Origin of the sequence: Brachybacterium sp. p3-SID957 (assembly GCF_025144775.1) — a bacterium.
GTDB lineage: Bacteria > Actinomycetota > Actinomycetes > Actinomycetales > Dermabacteraceae > Brachybacterium > Brachybacterium epidermidis.
Map to the genome: position 1 here is coordinate 1 of NZ_JALXKT010000023.1, position 16,076 is coordinate 16,076.

Below are 16,076 nucleotides of genomic sequence, written 5' to 3' on the forward strand. Positions count from 1 at the left end.
CCCCTGCCCGTCCGCCACCACTGTCGGAGCGGTTTCCCTCTCACCGCTTGCCGTGGCTGCCGTAGCGCGGACCCCGTTTCGCCGTCGGCCATGGCTGCCGCAGCGCGGACCCCGTCTCGCTGTCGGCCATGGCTGCCGCAGCGCGGACCCCGTCTCGCTGCCGGCCATGGCTGCCGCAGCGCGCGTTGCTCTCACCTCGGTGGTGGGAGACTGGGAGCATGAACGCCGATGCCCGCTACCTCCGTCAGATTCGCCTGCCCCAGGTGGGCACCGCCGGCCAGGAGAAGCTCGGCTCCGCGCGGGTCGCGGTGATCGGTGCGGGAGGCCTGGGAGCTCCCGTCCTCTCCTACCTCGCGGCGGCCGGGATCGGGTCGATCACGGTGATCGACGCGGACACCGTCGACGTCTCCAACCTGCATCGACAGGTCATCCACCGCACCGACGCGGTGGGACAGTCCAAGGCCGTCAGCGCCGTGCAGCACCTGCAGGCGCTGAACCCCGAGGTGGAGCTGCGGGCCGTGGTGGACACCCTCACCCCCGCAAACGCCCTGGAGATCCTGGGAGGGCATGACCTGGTGCTGGACGGCACCGACAACTTCCCCACTCGCTACCTCGCCTCCGATGCCTGCGAGATCCTGGACCTGCCGCTGGTGTGGGGATCGATCCTGGGCTTCACCGGCCAGGTGAGCCTGTTCCACTGCGCCGGGGGCACGGGGGTCACCTATCGCGACGTGCATCCGGTGCCGCCGCGCCCCGGTGAGGTGCCCAGCTGCTCCGAGGCCGGGGTGCTGGGGATGCTGTGCGGCGTCATCGGATCCACCATGGCGATGGAGGCGGCCAAGCACATCCTGGGGGTGGGGGAGACCCTGCACGGCCGCATCGCCCTGTACGACGCACTGGCCGCTCGCTGGACCGAGATCCCCGTGGCCCGTGATCCTGGCCGGGCGCCGGTCACCGAGCTGGAGGACCTCACGCTCACGTGCGGGCTGCCCGGACCCACGGGTCCCGCCACCGACGAGGTCACGGCCGAGGAGCTGGCCGGCCTGCTCGCCTCCGGGGTGCGGGTGATCGACATCCGCGAGGACGACGAGGTGGCCCGCGGGATGCTCGCGGAAGCTGAGCACATGCCCATGGGCGTTCTGTTGAGGGGCGATGCCACCGGCGACGACCCTGACGCGGGCGACGGGACAGACAACGACGGTGCTGCGGGCGATGCTGCTGTCGGCGATGCTGCTGTCGGCGGTGCTGCAGGGGGTGCCCATCCGCTCCAGGGCGCCGTCCTCTACTGTGCGGCCGGCACCCGCTCCGCGAGCACCCAGCGCACCCTCGCTGGGCGCGGCATCACGGTGCGCTCCCTGGCAGGGGGCTTCGAGGGGCTGCGCGATCGCGCCGACGTCCTCGGACTGCAGATCACCACGCCCTGAGCACCGGTTACGGGCGAGTACGTTCCCGTTTCTGGAAGCTGGCCGCCCGGTATTGCTCGCCGTGCACCGGTTACGGGCGAGTACGTTCCCGTTTCTGGAAGCTGGCCGCCCGGTATGGCTCACCGTGCACCGGTTACGGGCGAGTACGTTCCCGTTTCTGGAAGCTGGCCGCCCGGTATTGCTCACCGAGCCGGAAGGGCGCAGGGATCAGCCGCCGGCGACCGGCGCAGGGATCAGCCGCCGGCGAAGGGCGGCAGCACGTCGATGCGATCGCCGTCCTTGAGGGCACGGGAGTGATCGGTACAGGAAACGGCATTCACCAGCAGGCTGGAGCGCTCGATCGCGGTCGCGGCCTGCGGGGATGCTCCTGAGGTGAGGTCGGCGATGGCCTCGGCCACCGTGCTGCCGCGCACCAGGGCGGTGTCGGAGCCGTACTCGGCTGCCGCCCCGGCGAACAGGCGCACTGTGATGGTCGCGGTCCTGTCCTCGGCAGCGGATCCGCTGCCGGTCACAGAGGCTTCGGCGGGGGTCGTGGCTTGTGCGGCCTGGGTGTCCTGGGTGGCCTGTGCTATCCGGGTGTCCTGCGCTGCGTGGGCGCCCCGCGAGGGGGTGGTGGGGGTGGTCACGGTCTCCTCCTGGTCGTCGCGGCGGGCTCAGCCGCCGATGGCGCTCATCGGGCGGTCGGGCTGTACGAAGTCCTTCGAGTTCATGCCGTGGCCGGCCTTCTTGCCCCACTGGGCGGCCCGCCAGATCCGGGCGATCTCCTCGTCGCTGCCTCCGCCGCGCAGGGCACCGCGCAGGTCGGTCTCCTCCCGGGAGAACAGGCAGGTGCGCACGCGGCCCTCGGCGGTGAGGCGGGTGCGGCGGCAGTCGGCGCAGAACGGACGGGTCACCGAGGCGATGATGCCCACCTGGCCCCGATGCGCGCCGCTGGAACGGTCGGTGACCTCGTACAGCTCGGCGGGGGCACCGTTGCGGGGCTCCTCGGCGGCGGTGAGCTCGAAGCGGTCGGCCAGGATGCCGTGCACGTCGGCCGCGGTGATCATGGAGGTGCGGTCCCAGATCCGGTCCGCATCCAGCGGCATCTGCTCGATCACCCGCAGCTGCAGGCCGCGGTCCAGGCACCAGTCCAGCAGGTCCGGCAGCTCATGGTCGTTCACCCCGGGCAGCAGCACGGCGTTGACCTTGATCGGGTCCAGGCCCGCCCGGCGCGCACCGTCGATGCCCTCCAGCACCCGGTGCAGCAGGGGGCGGCGGCTCATCCGCTCGAAGGTCTCGGAGACCACGGTGTCCAGGGAGACGTTGATGCGGTCCAGACCCGCCGCCTTGAGCTTCGCGGCTCGCACGTCCAGGCCGATCGCATTGGTGGTCAGAGAGATGTTCGGGCGGGGGCGCAGGGCAGCCACCCCGGCGATGATCTCGTCAAGGTCCGGGCGGGTGAGGGGCTCGCCCCCGGTGAAGCGCACCTGGTCGATGCCCAGGTGCTCCACGCCGATGCGTACCAGGCGCACCACCTCATCGACCGAGAGCATCTGGTCCTTGGCCAGGAAGGTGAGCCCGGAGGCGGGCATGCAGTACGTGCAGCGCAGGTTGCAGAAGTCGGTGAGGGACAGGCGCAGGTCCGTGGCCTCGCGACCGAAGCGGTCCACCAGGGCATCGGTGGCCGGGCGATCGGAGACGTCCGGCAGCGACGGCGCGGTCGCGTCGGTGCTGCGCGGCTTGGGCATCCCCAGTCCCACTCGGCGAGGGCTCACGCTGCATCACTCCCATCGGCCCGGCGGGTGATGCCGGGCGTCCGAATAGCATAGGAGGTATCCGGCGGAGGCACACGGATCGGTGCCGTGTGCCATATCGAGCCTCCGCTCCCTGCGCCCGAGCCCCGCGCCGGAGGGCCACCGCGCCATACTGGTCTGGAGACCCAGTCACACCGGAGAGGCGGCCATGTCAACAGGCACACCAGGCTCCCCCGCGGGCACCGCGGGTCGGCAGCGCACCCCTTTGGCCGACCACGTGGCTGATGCCGTCGCCCTGCTGGCCGCCGTGCGCCGCACTGAGCGGATCGCCGTGGGGGCAGGAGCCGTCGGCAGGGTCGCCGCAGCGGACCGTCGGGCGGCGGTCGACGTACCGGGCCACGACAACTCCCAGATGGACGGATACGCCGTGGCGCTCGCCGACCTGGATGGCCCGACAGGCACCCCCCGTGCGCCGGGGACTCCCGTCACCCTGACGCTGGCGGCCACCATCGCTGCCGGCGACCCGCCTGTGGACCATCGGCCGGGCACGGCGGCCCCCATCATGACCGGAGCGCCCATCCCGCGCGGCGCCGACGTGGTGATCCCGGTGGAGGAGAGCGAGCGCGGCAGGTTCGACCCCGCCGGCGCCACCGGCACCCCCGACACCGTCACCGGCACCCCCGGCACCCCCGACACCGTCACCGGCGCCCCCGCCCAGAGTCCCGCTACCGTCACCCTGCGCCCCGCCGGAACCGAGGCGGGCCGCTACGTGCGCCGCCGCGGCTCGGACACCCACCACGGGGATGTGATCCTGCGTGAGGGGCAGGTGCTCACCCCGGCGCGCCTCGCCCACCTGTCCACCTGCGGCGTGGGCGAGGTGGAGGTGATCGCCCCGGTGCGCGCGATCGTCTTGTCCACCGGCAGCGAGGTCGCCGCCCCCGCGGCCGGCGCCGAACTCGCCGAGGGCGCCACCTTCGACGCCAACGGACCGGGACTGGCCGCCGCCCTCACCGCCGCCGGTGCCGACGTGGTGCACGTCGGCTCCGTGCCCGACGACGCACGGAAGCTCCTGGAGGCGCTGCTCCGGCTGGTCACGGAGAACGAGGCCGAGCTGATCGTCACCAGCGGTGGGGTGAGCATGGGGGCCTTCGAGGTGGTGCGCCACGCCGCCCAGCACGAGGGCGTCACGCTCACCTTCACCTCCGTGGCGATGCAGCCCGGTGGCCCCCAGGGGATCGGCACCCTGGACCGGGCAGGCTCCGACGGCCTGCCCGCCGCGCGCATCCCGTGGCTGGCCTTCCCCGGCAACCCTGTCTCCGCCCTGCTCAGCTGCGAGCTGATAGCGCGCCCCGCCCTGGGGGCGCCCGCCCGCACCACGCTGCGCCTGCCCGTGCAGCTCGAGAGCGAGGAGACGTCCCCCAAGGCGCTGGCACAGTACCGCCGCGCCCGGGTGATGCCCTCGGGCCACGTGCGACTGGTGGGGGGAGCCTCCTCCCACCTGATCGGAGGCTTCGCCCAGGCTGATGCCCTGGTGCTGGTGCCCGTGGGCACCGGCCACCTGCGCGACGGTGACGTGGTGGAGACCATCCTGCTTCCCGGAGGAGAACGATGACCCAGGATCCCGCGAGCCCGCCCCAGGGCCTCTCGCACGTGCGCGCCGACGGCTCCGCGCACATGGTCGACGTGACCGAGAAGGCCACCACCTCCCGTCGGGCCACTGCCCGTGCGATCCTGCGCACCCGCCCCGACGTGGTGGCCCGCATCGCCGACGGCGACCTGCCCAAGGGTGAGGCCCTGCCGGTGGCCCGCATCGCCGGGATCATGGGCGCCAAGCGCACCAGCGACCTGATCCCGCTGTGCCATCCGCTGCCGCTGTCCGGCATCGAGATCGACCTGGAGCCGCGCGAGGACCGGGTGGAGATCACCGCCACCGTGCGTACCAAGGGCGTGACGGGCGTGGAGATGGAGGCCCTGACCGCGGCGTCGATCGCCGCACTGACCGTGTACGACATGATCAAGGCCGTGGACCACCTGGCCGTGATCGAGGAGGTCTTGGTGCTGGCCAAGTCCGGCGGAAAGAGCGGCGACTGGCGCCGGGAGGACCGGTCGGCCCAGCCCGCCGAGCCCCCGGAATCCGCCCAGTCCGCCGGGCTCCCGGAATCCGCCCAGCCCGCCGAGCCCCCGGAATCCGTCCAGTCCGCTGAGCACACCCGGCCCACTGAGCCCGTGGTGCCCGCCGAACCCGCGGAGCCCGCGACCGACGAGGAGAAGACCCGATGAAGCAGATGCCCGCTCGGCGCACCGACGCCGACTGCACAGCCCGCGACGAGGATGCCCCCGCCCCCGCCCTCACCGGCACCGCCCGTGTGGTGATCGCCTCCACCCGAGCCTCCGACGGCACCTACGAGGACCGCACCGGCCCGCTGCTGGTGCAGTGGCTGCAGGGGCGCGGCCTGGACGAGGTCACCAAGGTGCTGGTACCGGATGGCCCCGAGGTGGGAGAAGCGCTCGCCGCAGCCGTCGCCGACGGCGTGGACGTGATCATCAGCTCCGGCGGCACCGGGATCAGCCCCACCGACGTCACCCCCGAGCAGACCGCCCCGCTGATCGAGAGGGAGATGCCCGGTGTGCTCGAGGCGGTGCGCCGCATCGGCGCGCAGAAGTCCCCGGCCGCCGTGCTCAGTCGAGGCCTGGCCGGCATGGCCGGCCGCAGCTTCGTGGTGAACCTGCCCGGCTCCCGTGGCGGGGTCAAGGACGGCATCGCCGTGCTGGACCCGATCCTCGACCACCTGCTGGAGCAGCGCGATGGCGGAGGACACGAATGATGGCACCGGACCCGGCTGCACCGTCGGATCCGGACCCGGCTGCACCGTCGGATCCGGACCCGGCCGCGCCGTCGGCAGCGGATCCCGGGCCCGGGCCCACGCCCTTCGGAGCCGACCCCGGTCAGCTGCGCGTGCCGGAGGACCCTCCCATCGGCCCCGCCCCTGATCGGGTGCGCCACGCACAGGTCACCGAGCAGCCCGTGTCCGTCACCGCGCTCGCCCGCGCGGTGGCCGATCCGCGCTGCGGCGCCGTGGTCACCTTCGACGGCGTGGTCCGCGACCATGACGGCGGCAAGGGCGTGGATCGCCTGGAGTACTCCGGGCACCCCGGCGCGGGCGAGGTGATCGTCGAGGTGGCACGTGAGATCGCCGAGCGCTACCCCGACACGGTGATCGCCCTCGCCCACCGCGTGGGGCCGCTCGCGATCGGTGAGACCGCACTGGGCTGCGCGGTCGCGGCCCCGCACCGCAAGCAGGCCTTCGCCGCCTGCGACGACCTGGTGGACACGGTCAAGCAGCGCTTGCCGATCTGGAAGCACCAGCACTTCGCTGACGGCACCGATGAATGGGTGGGCGCCCTGGGATGACGGGGGGATCAGAGACCAGGTCGACGCCACCGGGCTTCGCATGGACCCAGGACCACGACTACCTGTGGGGTCGCGGCGGGGCAGTTCCTGCTCGCCCTCGGCGTGCGGGAGGAGACCGTCCGTCCCCCCGGTCGGCTGCGACCGATCTACGCACGCTGGAAGGCGCTGGAGGAGGCGCTCCAGCGACTGGACCGTGAGGGCATTCCCACCGAGATCCTCGGCGCGAACAGGCACCGCGCACGACCCACCGACAGTGCCGATGTCACCTGCTGGCAACCTGCGGTCGCTACTCTCGACGCCATGCGCATCCTGCACCTGAGCGACACCCACCTGTACGGCGATCCCACCGCTCGTCACTACGGGCGCATCGACACCGCGGCCGCCCTGCGCGGCGTGCTGGACCGCCTGGCGGGCCTTGAGGGCGTGGACCTGGTGGTGCACAGCGGGGACGCCTCCGAGGATGGCACGGTGGAGAGCTACCGCAGGCTGCACGCCCTGCTGGACCCCTTCGCCGCAACTCTCGGTGCGCCCCTGGTGGTCGCGATGGGCAACCACGACGATCCCGCCGCCTACGCCCAGGTGGCAGGCCCCGGGGACCACGACCCCCGCTACCAGGACCGCGTGATCACCACGGTCGGCGGAGCCCGGGCGGTGGTGCTGGACTCGAGTGTCCCCGGTGCCGGCTACGGCCACCTGGATCCGGCCCAGCTCGAGTGGCTGCGCAGCGTTCTGGCCGAGCCCTCCGTGGGTGGAACGGTGCTGGTGGTGCACCATCCCCCGCTGACGGCCGCCACCCGGATGCTGCGCGCCCTCGACCTCGACGGGGTGGACGAGCTGGCCGAGGTGCTCGTCGGCACCGATGTGCGGGCGATCCTCTCGGGGCACTACCACCACGAGATGACCGGGCAGCTCGCCGGGATCCCCGTGCACGTGACCCCTGGCATCACCAACGTGGTGGATCCGGTGGCGGCGGGGGATCACGAGAGGTCCCTGGCCCTGTCCGGTGCGAGCATCCTCCAGATCGACGCGAACGGGACGGCCCCGGGGATCATCACCTCCCTGTGGCCCAATGCCGGGGACACCGGAGGGGACACCGACGGTGACGTGCGGGTGCCGGTCTACGACTTCGGACCCGAGGACGTGCAGGCGATCATCGACGCCGCCGGGCGCTGAGAGCCGTCGACCACGTCGCCGTCCGCAGCCGGAGCGGCGACCGCACTGCCGGCCACACGCCCGGCGCCGCCGAGCTCCATCACCCGGTGCATGCCCGCGCGGGTGAAGGGGAGGATCTCGGTTCATTGTTGCTGCCTTCACAAAAAGGGGGTGACCTGGTGCGCAGGAGGAAGTCGGGGGAGTCGTTAGCACTCATCTTGCATGAGTGCCAGCGTAGTTCTAGAGTTGCCCTCGTTGGCAGTCGACGGCACAGAGTGCCAGAAGCCGCCAGAGGGATCCTTCCCGGTCGGCACCGCGACGACGATCAGGATCGGGATCCCGCACCCCGAACTCACAGAGTCATCTCTTCATGAAGGAGTGAGCCGCATGTCGGTCTCCATCAAGCCCCTCGAGGACCGTGTCGTCATCAAGCCGCTCGAGGCGGAGCAGACCACCGCTTCCGGCCTGGTCATCCCGGACACCGCGAAGGAGAAGCCCCAGGAGGGCGAGGTCGTCGCCGTCGGCGAGGGCCGCTTCGACGAGCAGGGCAAGCGCATCCCGGTCGACGTCAAGGTGGGCGACAAGGTCGTCTTCTCCAAGTACGGCGGCACCGAGCTGAAGTACGGCGACCAGGAGTACCTGGTGCTGGGCTCGCGCGACATCCTCGCGATCATCGAGAACTGAACGGACTGAGGTCTAGATCCACATGGCGAAAGAGATCATCTACGACGAGCAGGCTCGTCGCGCCCTGGAGCGCGGAGTCGACAAGCTCGCCAACACCGTCCGCGTGACGCTGGGGCCCAAGGGCCGCAACGTCGTGCTGGACAAGAAGTGGGGCGCCCCCACGATCACCAACGACGGCGTGACCATCGCCCGTGAGATCGAGCTCGAGGATCCCTACGAGAACCTCGGTGCCCAGCTCACCAAGGAGGTCGCCACCAAGACCAACGACGTGGCGGGCGACGGCACCACCACCGCCACCGTGCTGGCCCAGGCGCTGGTCCACGAGGGCCTGCGCAACGTGGCCTCGGGTGCGGCTCCGGCCTCGCTCAAGCGCGGCATGGAGAAGGCCGTGGAGGCCATCTCCGCCAAGCTCGGCGAGATCGCCATCGAGGTCGACGGCAAGGAGCAGATCGCGAACGTCGCGGCCGTCTCCAGCCAGGACCGCGAGATCGGCGAGCTGCTGGCCGAGGCCTTCGACAAGGTCGGCAAGGACGGCGTCATCACGGTGGAGGAGTCCTCCACCACCGCGATGGAGCTCGAGTTCACCGAGGGCATGCAGTTCGACAAGGGCTTCATCTCCCCGCACTTCGTCACCGACGCCGACCGTCAGGAGGTCGTGCTCGAGGACGCCCAGGTGCTGCTGCACCAGGGCAAGATCTCGGCCGTCGCCGACATCCTGCCGCTGCTGGAGAAGGTCGTCGAGGGCGGCAAGCCGCTGTTCGTGATCGCTGAGGACGTCGACGGCGAGGCCCTGTCCACGCTGGTCGTCAACAAGATCCGCGGCACCTTCAAGGGCGCCGCCGTGAAGGCCCCCGCCTTCGGCGACCGCCGCAAGGCGATGCTGCAGGACATCGCGGTGCTCACCGGTGCCCAGGTCGTCACTTCCGATCTGGGGCTGGACCTGAAGACCGTCGGCACCGAGGTGCTCGGCCACGCCGGCCGCGTGGTGGTCACCAAGGACACCACCACCATCGTGGGCGGTGCCGGTGACGAGCAGGCCGTGGCCGATCGCGTCGCGCAGATCCGCGCCGAGATCGCGAACACCGACTCCGACTGGGACCGCGAGAAGCTCCAGGAGCGCCTCGCCAAGCTCGCCGGCGGCGTGTCCGTCATCAAGGTGGGCGCCCACACCGAGGTCGAGCTCAAGGAGAAGAAGATGCGCATCGAGGACGCGGTCTCCGCGACTCGTGCGGCCATCGAGGAGGGCATCGTGGCCGGTGGCGGCAGCGCCATCGTCCAGGCGGCCTCCGCTCTCGAGGGCGACCTGGGGCTGTCGGACGATGAGGCCGTCGGCGTGCGTGCGGTCGCCAAGGCCGTCGCCGAGCCGCTGCGCTGGATCGCCGAGAACGCGGGCCACGAGGGCTACGTCGTGGTGGAGAAGGTCAAGGCCGAGAAGGTCGGCCACGGCCTGAACGCCGCCACCGGCGAGTACGTCGACCTGGCCGAGGCCGGCATCATCGACCCGGTCAAGGTCACCCGCTCGGCGCTGCGCAACGCGGCCTCGATCGCGGGTCTGGTCCTGACCACCGAGACCCTCGTGGTCGACAAGAAGGACGAGGACGAGTGATCGTCTGATCGTCCGGCCGGTCGGTCGACCGGCGGGTCACCCCCGCTGTCGGCCCTGACCTGCCGACAGGCAGCGGGCCGCACCGAACCCCGGTGCGGCCCGCTCCGTCATTCCCGCTGTGGAGGCGCCACGCCCCCTCCACGTGCTCGCGGCAGGGCACGAGCGCCGCGACAGCCTAGAATCAGGGTGCATCGAGCCGCTGGCGGCTCGATGACGAGCTGGGACGGAACCGGTGCGACCCTCCGTCGTGCCGCTGGACAGGAGGACCTGTGGTCGGAAGTCGCGAGGTGCAGCCACCGGCTGACGCGAACGCACCCACCCGGACCTTCAGCCCACCCGGCCGGGTCATCCTGGGTACCCTGCTGATCGCGCTGGTGTTCGTGGTGGTGCTTGAGTTCCTGGTGATCATCAGCTTCGTGGGGCAGAAGCTGTGGCGGGACCCCGAACTCGCCCGCGACCCGCTGTTCACCCTGCCCCTGCTGCTGTGGGTGGCCGTGGCCGTGATCGCCGCGGTGACCGTGCTGAGAGTGTTCACCGCCTGGTTGCAGGTCAACGAGAAGGGCTTCCGGCTGCAGGGGCTCTGCCGCACCACCATCGAGGCCCAGTGGAGGGACGTGGGGCGTGTGATCGCGGTACGGGACATCGACCGGGGAGCCACCCCGGCCGAGATGCTCGACACCGCGGATACCAGCTACGACGGTGTGTACCTGCTGGATAAGCGGGACCAGCGGATGCTGGCCGTCTCCAGCCGACTGTTCGGTCCGCGCGCGCAGGAGGCCGTGCTGCGCTGTGCCGGTGAGGCGGGAACCCCCGTGGACCACTACGACGCCCTCACGCCGCGGGAGCTGCGCGATCAGGTCCCGCAGGCCCTCACCTTCATCGATAGGCACCCGAACCTGCTGCTGCTGGGGCTGATCGCGTTCTACGTGTTCCACAACGTGTTCACCTTCGTCGTGTGGGGGCTGTGAGCCCGTCCCCCGAACCCGGCCGCGATCCCGGCCCCGAGCTCGGTCGGCCCGGCCGAGCCGCCCGGAGGCGCTCCCGTCGCATGCCGCCCCCGCTGCCGCAGCGAGAGGGACTGGACCCGGTCCGCTACCGGATCCCGAACCCCGCAGCGACCCCTCCCGGCCGGGGTGCGCACGGCCCCGAGCCCGCCCCCGCTCCTCGGGGAAGCCACGTTCCGGGGACCACGGCCCTGGCCGGTCTGCGCCAGAGATACCCCGCCCTGGCCGATCCAGCCGCGACTCCGCTCGAGCAGCGCTTCGCCCGCGGTGACATCGTGCGTGCCGACGGCACCGCGTGGGCGGCCGAGGATGTCCTGCAGCCCGGGGACGAGCTGTGGTTCCACCGCGAACTCCGCCAAGAGCACGTCCCTGATGTCGACCTGGTGATCCTGCATCAGGACGAGCACCTGCTGGTGGTGGACAAGCCGCACGACATGGCCACCATGCCGCGCGGCGCCCACGTGCTCTCCAGCGCCCTGGTGCGGCTGCGCGGGAGCACCGGCATCACCACGCTCAGCCCCCTGCATCGCCTGGACCGCCGTACCGCCGGCGTGCTGGCCTTCGGCGTGGATCCTGCCGAACGCAGTGCCTACCAGGAGCTGTTCGCCCGCCGTGAGGTGCTCAAGGAGTACCTGGCGTGGGCGGGCCCCCTCGCAGGGAGCGGGACGGCGGCGGTAGCCGTGCCCCGCGTGACTCCGGCGCTGCCCACCGCCGTCGGTGAGCGGACCTTGCTTCGGGATCGCCTGGTCAAGGAACACGGCGATCTGCTCGCCCGCGTGGTGCCAGGGGAGCCCAATGCGGTCACCGAGGTCGAGGTGGCCGCCGTCGAGTTGGACGGCACCCTCACCCTGCGGCTGCGACCGCTCACCGGCCGCACCCACCAGCTGCGCGCGCAGCTCGCCTCCCGAGGCATGCCCATCGTGGGGGAGGACCTCTACCCCACGCCTCGCGATCCGGTCGGGCCGCTGCACCTGCTGGCCCGCTCCCTCGCCTTCACCGACCCCGTCACCGGGCAGGAGCGACGGTTCACCTCCGCACTCGACCTGCCGGGGCCCCCTCATGAACGGCGACATCGACGGTGAGAGCCCGCGGTCGGCCCCGTACCCTGGGAGGGTGACGACCGGTGAGACGCTCAGCGACGCCGCGACCGCGCCGGCCCCCCGCCGCACCCGGTCCGGCGCGGTGCTCGTCGGCCCCAGCATCAGGGCCCGCTACCTGCCCGGGGTGCTGATCGGGCTGCCCCTGATCTCCCTGCTGCTGTCTCCCTTCGCGGGGGCGGGGCTGCAGCAGTGGCGGCGAACCCGCATCCTGGACGGGCACCGCGGACAGCTCGAGCAGATGCTCGAACCGGCGTGGACGCAGCTGCTTGTCGGTGCGCTGCTGCTGTGGGGCCTGTTCGCACTGTGGGCATTCGTGCCGCTGGTGTTCACCCGCCGGGTCGCCCTGCTCGATGAGCAGCACGGTGCCCTGGCTCTGCGCAAGGGGATGCGCACCACGGACCGAGCTCGCACGGACCAGGTGGTCTACGCCGTGGGCGAGGCCGAGCGCGGGTCCCTGGCGCTGATCGGGATCCGCGACGATGCGGCGCAGGAGCGCCAGTGGCTGATCCCGGAGATCGGCTGGGACCAGGCCTCCTTCGACGGTCTGCGCATGCTGCAGACTGCCGCTGGTCTGCCAGCGGCACCACCGCGCCGCGTCCTGGTGGACGAGGCGCGCCGGGCCCGACGCGAGCAGAACAACCGGGAACTCGCCCAGCGGCTCGGCATGCCCTGGCAGGACCGCTACGGGCACGACGAGGAGGCGTTCCAGGCCGAGTTCGATCGGATCCGACGAGTGCTCGGGGGCAAGGAGCCCGCACGGGAGGGGGACCCGCAGCCGTGAACCAGCAGCATGCAGACGGCGGCATCGAGGGGAGGGATCGGCCGGTGCCCACCTCGACCAGCCCCCTCGGGGTGGCCGACTCCCTGACGATCCGCTCCGAGGCCGCGGCGGCCGTGGGCAGCGAGCTGCTGGCCGGCGGGATGGCCTCGTACCGGGTGAAGGTGGCCATGAGCCGCACCGCCCGCGCGCTGGGGCTGGACTCGTTCACCTCGATCGTCACCTACACCGACATCACGGCCACCGCCACGCTGAACGGTCGCTACCGCACCCGGATCACGCAGCCCGGGCACGTGGGCGTGGACGTGGACCACCTGTACCGCACCCAGCGCATGGTCGAGACGCTCCCGGAGCGCGGCACCACCGCGGCCGATGTGTTCGAGGCACTGGCCAGGATCAAGGCACGGCGCCCCCTGTACTCGCGCCCGGTCAACGCGCTGGCGGCCGGCATTGCCTGTGCGGCCTTCGCCTTCCTGAACCAGGCCGGCCCCATCGAGATCCTCGCCGTGCTGATCGCAGCCACCCTGGGGCAGGCCGTGCGCCGGGTGTTCCAGCTGCGGCAGTGGAACCACCTGCTGATCACCGTGATCGCGGCCGTGGTCACCGCCTGCCTGTACCTGACGATGGTCGGAGTCCCGGTGGGCCTGGGCTGGATCCCCCCGGGCAACCTCGGCGGTTACATGGCCGCCGTGCTGTTCCTGGTTCCGGGTTTCCCCATGATCACCGGGGTGCTGGACCTGGTGCGCTCCGACTTCTCGGCCGGCATGGCTCGATTGACCTACTCGGGGATGATCATCCTGGGCGCGGCCGCAGCGATCTGGACGGTGAGCATCGCCGCCGGCGTCGACGCCCAGCCAGCGACGCCCCTGGGCCTGCCGTTCGCACTGGAGCTTCCGCTGCGAGCCCTGGCCACGTTCCTGGGCGTGCTCGGCTTCGCGATCATCTTCAACTCCCCGTGGAAGATCGCGGTGGCTGCGGCTGCTGTGTCCACCGTGGCCAACTCGCTGCGCTTCCTGATGACCGAGGGTGGGGCCCCGGTGCAGCTGGCCACTCTCGCAGCGACCGTGCTGGTGGGCGTGGCCGCCTACGTGATCGCGCGGATCAAGCACGTGCCGCGGATCTCGATCTCGGTGCCGGCCGTGGTGATCATGATCCCCGGCTATGCGATGTACACCGGGTTCACGATGCTGAACGCCGGGGAGCTGGCCGAGAGCGTGCTGCTGCTGCAGGAAGCGGTGCAGACGGTGCTTGCGGCGGCCTTCGGTCTGGCCCTGGCGCACCTGGCCACCTCACCCGCCTGGCGTCGCGTGCACCAGCCCACCTGAGTGCTGCCGGAGCCGTGCCGGCCCCGCAGGAGGGGGTGAGCGCGATGCTGCGCGGCGTCGGTGAGCGGTGGGTCAGAAGATCGCCCGCATCACCAGTACCGCCACGGCGCCGATGCCTGCAGCGGCGGGCAGGGTGATGATCCAGGCCAGGAAGATGGGCCGCATCAGCTTCCAGTTCGCCGCCCGGTTCACGATACCCACGCCCAGCACGGCACCGATGAGGATGTGGGTCGAGGAGACCGGCAGCCCCAGCACCGAGGCCAGCAGCACGATGGCGGCCGCGGCCAGCTCGGCGGCGAACCCCGAGGAGGGGTGCATCGTGGTGAGCCCGGATCCGACGGTCTGGATCACCTTGCGACCCACGAACCACAGGCCGGAGACCAGCGCGATCCCGAAGGCGACGAGCACTGCCATGGGCACCGCCGCCTCCTGGGACACGGTTCCGGTGCGCAGCACGTCGAGCACCGCGGCGAACGGACCCACGGCGTTGGCGATGTCGTTCGCACCGTGGCTGAAGGCGAAGGCGCAGGCGGTGAAGACCTGCAGCCAGCTGAACATGATGAAGGTGGCCTGCGAGATGGTCTGCGTGCGCAGGGCGCGCGCGAAGACGCGGGTGCCGATCCATACGGCGACCGCCAGCATGGTCAGCAGGACCGCGCCGCCCCAGGGAGTGATGTCCAGGCCCACGTTCTTCAGCCCCTTGAACATCAGCATGGAGGCGATCACCACCGCGGCTCCCGCGGCCAGCGGCGGGACCCTCTTCTCCAGTGCGTGGTAGGCCGCCTTGCGCTCCACGTTGCGGGCGGCCTTGCGCTACTTCTTGGTCAGCTGCTCGGCTCGTTCCACCAGTTCCGCCCCGGGGCTGCCCGGGCTCCGGTCCAGCTCCGCGGACTCGGCGAACGCCGTCTGCTGCAGCTCGGTGAGGCGCTCGTAGCCGGGGACGTGGCGGGCCTGCTCCGGATCGTCCGCATCGTCCTCGTCGTCGCCGTCGTCGAACCCCCGTGAGCCGAGCGCGATCGCACGCGCGGCCGGCGCAAGGATGCGCCGCTTGATGGCGCCGAACAGCAGGAACGCGGCGATCCCACCGAGCACGGGGGAGAGCACCCAGGAGATGGCGATCTGCCCGATCTCACCCCACTGCACCATCGCCAGCCCGCCGGTCCCGGTCACCAGACCGGTGGTCACCGCGGCACCGACGATGCCGCCGATGATCGCGTGGGTGGTCGAGACCGGCCAGCCCATCCGGGTGGCCAGCAGCAGCCATACCGCTGCACCCAGCAGTGCGGACATCATGATGTAGGTGAAGGCGGGCGCGTCGACCTGCATCTGGTCCAGATCGACGATGCCGCTGCGCACGGTCTCGGTGACAGAGCCGCCGGCGAGCACCGCACCGGAGACCTCGAAAACGGCCGCCACCACCAGGGCCTGCTTCATGGTCAGGGTGCCGGCACCCACGCTGGTGCCGAAGGAGTTGGCCACATCGTTGCCGCCGATGTTGAAGGCCATGAACAGGCCGAAGGCGAGGGCCAGGACCAGGAGGAGGGCGTTGACATGGGTGCCCGCGTAGGCGAACGCCCAGATCGTGAAGGCCCCGGCCGTCGCGAGGGTCATCAGCCCGGCACCCAGGTGCCAGTTCCGGTCCGGACCGAGCATGCCGACCGGCGCCGGGGTGTGCCTGGCGGAACCGACTGGGGCATCGGTGGAGGTCGGCTCGTGGATGCGTCGCATCGTCGTGGTTCCCGAGTGTGGAGGGGGCAGGATCCGGGGAGCGATTCGAGCATCCAGCTTCCCGGCTAGGACTCGCTCACTCTAGGACGTCAACCGGTGCTTGGTGAACTTCGGGTGAATTCCGAGGGTG

13 protein-coding genes and 2 pseudogenes are annotated in these 16,076 nt (G+C 71.3%); 12 read left to right on the forward strand and 3 right to left on the reverse strand.

The genetic code is table 11. From position 1 onward, the window contains the following. Window positions 1-218 precede the first annotated feature (218 nt). Window positions 219-1,424, forward strand: coding sequence for a ThiF family adenylyltransferase (locus M3B01_RS06695; protein WP_259790443.1), 1,206 nt, complete (start codon window positions 219-221; stop codon window positions 1,422-1,424). A gap of 233 nt (window positions 1,425-1,657) precedes the next feature. Here M3B01_RS06695 and M3B01_RS06700 read toward each other — a convergent pair whose 3' ends face one another. Then, the gene (locus M3B01_RS06700) at window positions 1,658-2,050 is read right to left on the reverse strand and encodes a MoaD/ThiS family protein (RefSeq protein WP_311203205.1); all 393 of its coding nucleotides are present in this window, start codon (window positions 2,048-2,050) and stop codon (window positions 1,658-1,660) included. Window positions 2,051-2,077: 27 nt separating this feature from the next. After that, a complete protein-coding gene (gene moaA, locus M3B01_RS06705) occupies window positions 2,078-3,151 on the reverse strand; it encodes a GTP 3',8-cyclase MoaA (protein WP_396123342.1) in 1,074 nt (357 codons plus the stop codon). A gap of 214 nt (window positions 3,152-3,365) precedes the next feature. Here moaA and glp point away from each other — a divergent pair, with 214 nt between their 5' ends. From glp to M3B01_RS06760, 11 genes and pseudogenes are all read left to right on the forward strand, one after another. Continuing rightward, window positions 3,366-4,769 carry a gephyrin-like molybdotransferase Glp gene (gene glp, locus M3B01_RS06710; protein WP_259790448.1) on the forward strand — a complete coding sequence of 468 codons (1,404 nt, stop codon included), beginning with the start codon at window positions 3,366-3,368 and terminating at the stop codon, window positions 4,767-4,769. Next, window positions 4,766-5,269: pseudogene (gene moaC / locus M3B01_RS06715) on the forward strand (cyclic pyranopterin monophosphate synthase MoaC); the annotation flags it as partial. The gene glp and the pseudogene moaC, both read left to right, overlap by 4 nt. A gap of 164 nt (window positions 5,270-5,433) precedes the next feature. Beyond that, window positions 5,434-5,982: a molybdenum cofactor biosynthesis protein B gene (locus M3B01_RS06720; protein WP_259790450.1), complete on the forward strand. Its 549-nt coding sequence runs from the start codon at window positions 5,434-5,436 to the stop codon at window positions 5,980-5,982. Beyond that, window positions 5,982-6,569: a molybdenum cofactor biosynthesis protein MoaE gene (locus M3B01_RS06725; RefSeq protein WP_311203206.1), complete on the forward strand. Its 588-nt coding sequence runs from the start codon at window positions 5,982-5,984 to the stop codon at window positions 6,567-6,569. The genes M3B01_RS06720 and M3B01_RS06725 overlap by 1 nt, the downstream gene beginning before the upstream one ends. A gap of 300 nt (window positions 6,570-6,869) precedes the next feature. Beyond that, the gene (locus M3B01_RS06730; protein WP_259790452.1) at window positions 6,870-7,742 is read left to right on the forward strand and encodes a metallophosphoesterase; all 873 of its coding nucleotides are present in this window, start codon (window positions 6,870-6,872) and stop codon (window positions 7,740-7,742) included. Between the two features lie 366 nt (window positions 7,743-8,108). After that, the gene (gene groES, locus M3B01_RS06735) at window positions 8,109-8,405 is read left to right on the forward strand and encodes a co-chaperone GroES (RefSeq protein ID WP_193865552.1); all 297 of its coding nucleotides are present in this window, start codon (window positions 8,109-8,111) and stop codon (window positions 8,403-8,405) included. A gap of 22 nt (window positions 8,406-8,427) precedes the next feature. Continuing rightward, window positions 8,428-10,011, forward strand: coding sequence for a chaperonin GroEL (gene groL, locus M3B01_RS06740; protein WP_259790453.1), 1,584 nt, complete (start codon window positions 8,428-8,430; stop codon window positions 10,009-10,011). Window positions 10,012-10,280: 269 nt separating this feature from the next. Next, window positions 10,281-10,979 carry a hypothetical protein gene (locus M3B01_RS06745; protein WP_259790454.1) on the forward strand — a complete coding sequence of 233 codons (699 nt, stop codon included), beginning with the start codon at window positions 10,281-10,283 and terminating at the stop codon, window positions 10,977-10,979. A gap of 80 nt (window positions 10,980-11,059) precedes the next feature. Beyond that, entirely contained in the window at window positions 11,060-12,097 is a 1,038-nt protein-coding gene (locus M3B01_RS06750; RefSeq protein WP_259790456.1) for a pseudouridine synthase, read from the forward strand. Window positions 12,098-12,128: 31 nt separating this feature from the next. Continuing rightward, window positions 12,129-12,896 carry a hypothetical protein gene (locus M3B01_RS06755; RefSeq protein ID WP_259790457.1) on the forward strand — a complete coding sequence of 256 codons (768 nt, stop codon included), beginning with the start codon at window positions 12,129-12,131 and terminating at the stop codon, window positions 12,894-12,896. Then, window positions 12,893-14,218, forward strand: a complete 1,326-nt coding sequence (locus M3B01_RS06760; RefSeq protein ID WP_259790458.1) for a threonine/serine exporter ThrE family protein — start codon at window positions 12,893-12,895, stop codon at window positions 14,216-14,218. Before M3B01_RS06755 ends, M3B01_RS06760 begins: the two co-directional genes overlap by 4 nt. 72 nt (window positions 14,219-14,290) lie before the next feature. Here the strand turns inward: M3B01_RS06760 and M3B01_RS06765 are convergent. Beyond that, window positions 14,291-15,946: pseudogene (locus M3B01_RS06765) on the reverse strand (inorganic phosphate transporter). Between the last annotated feature and the right edge of the window lie 130 nt (window positions 15,947-16,076).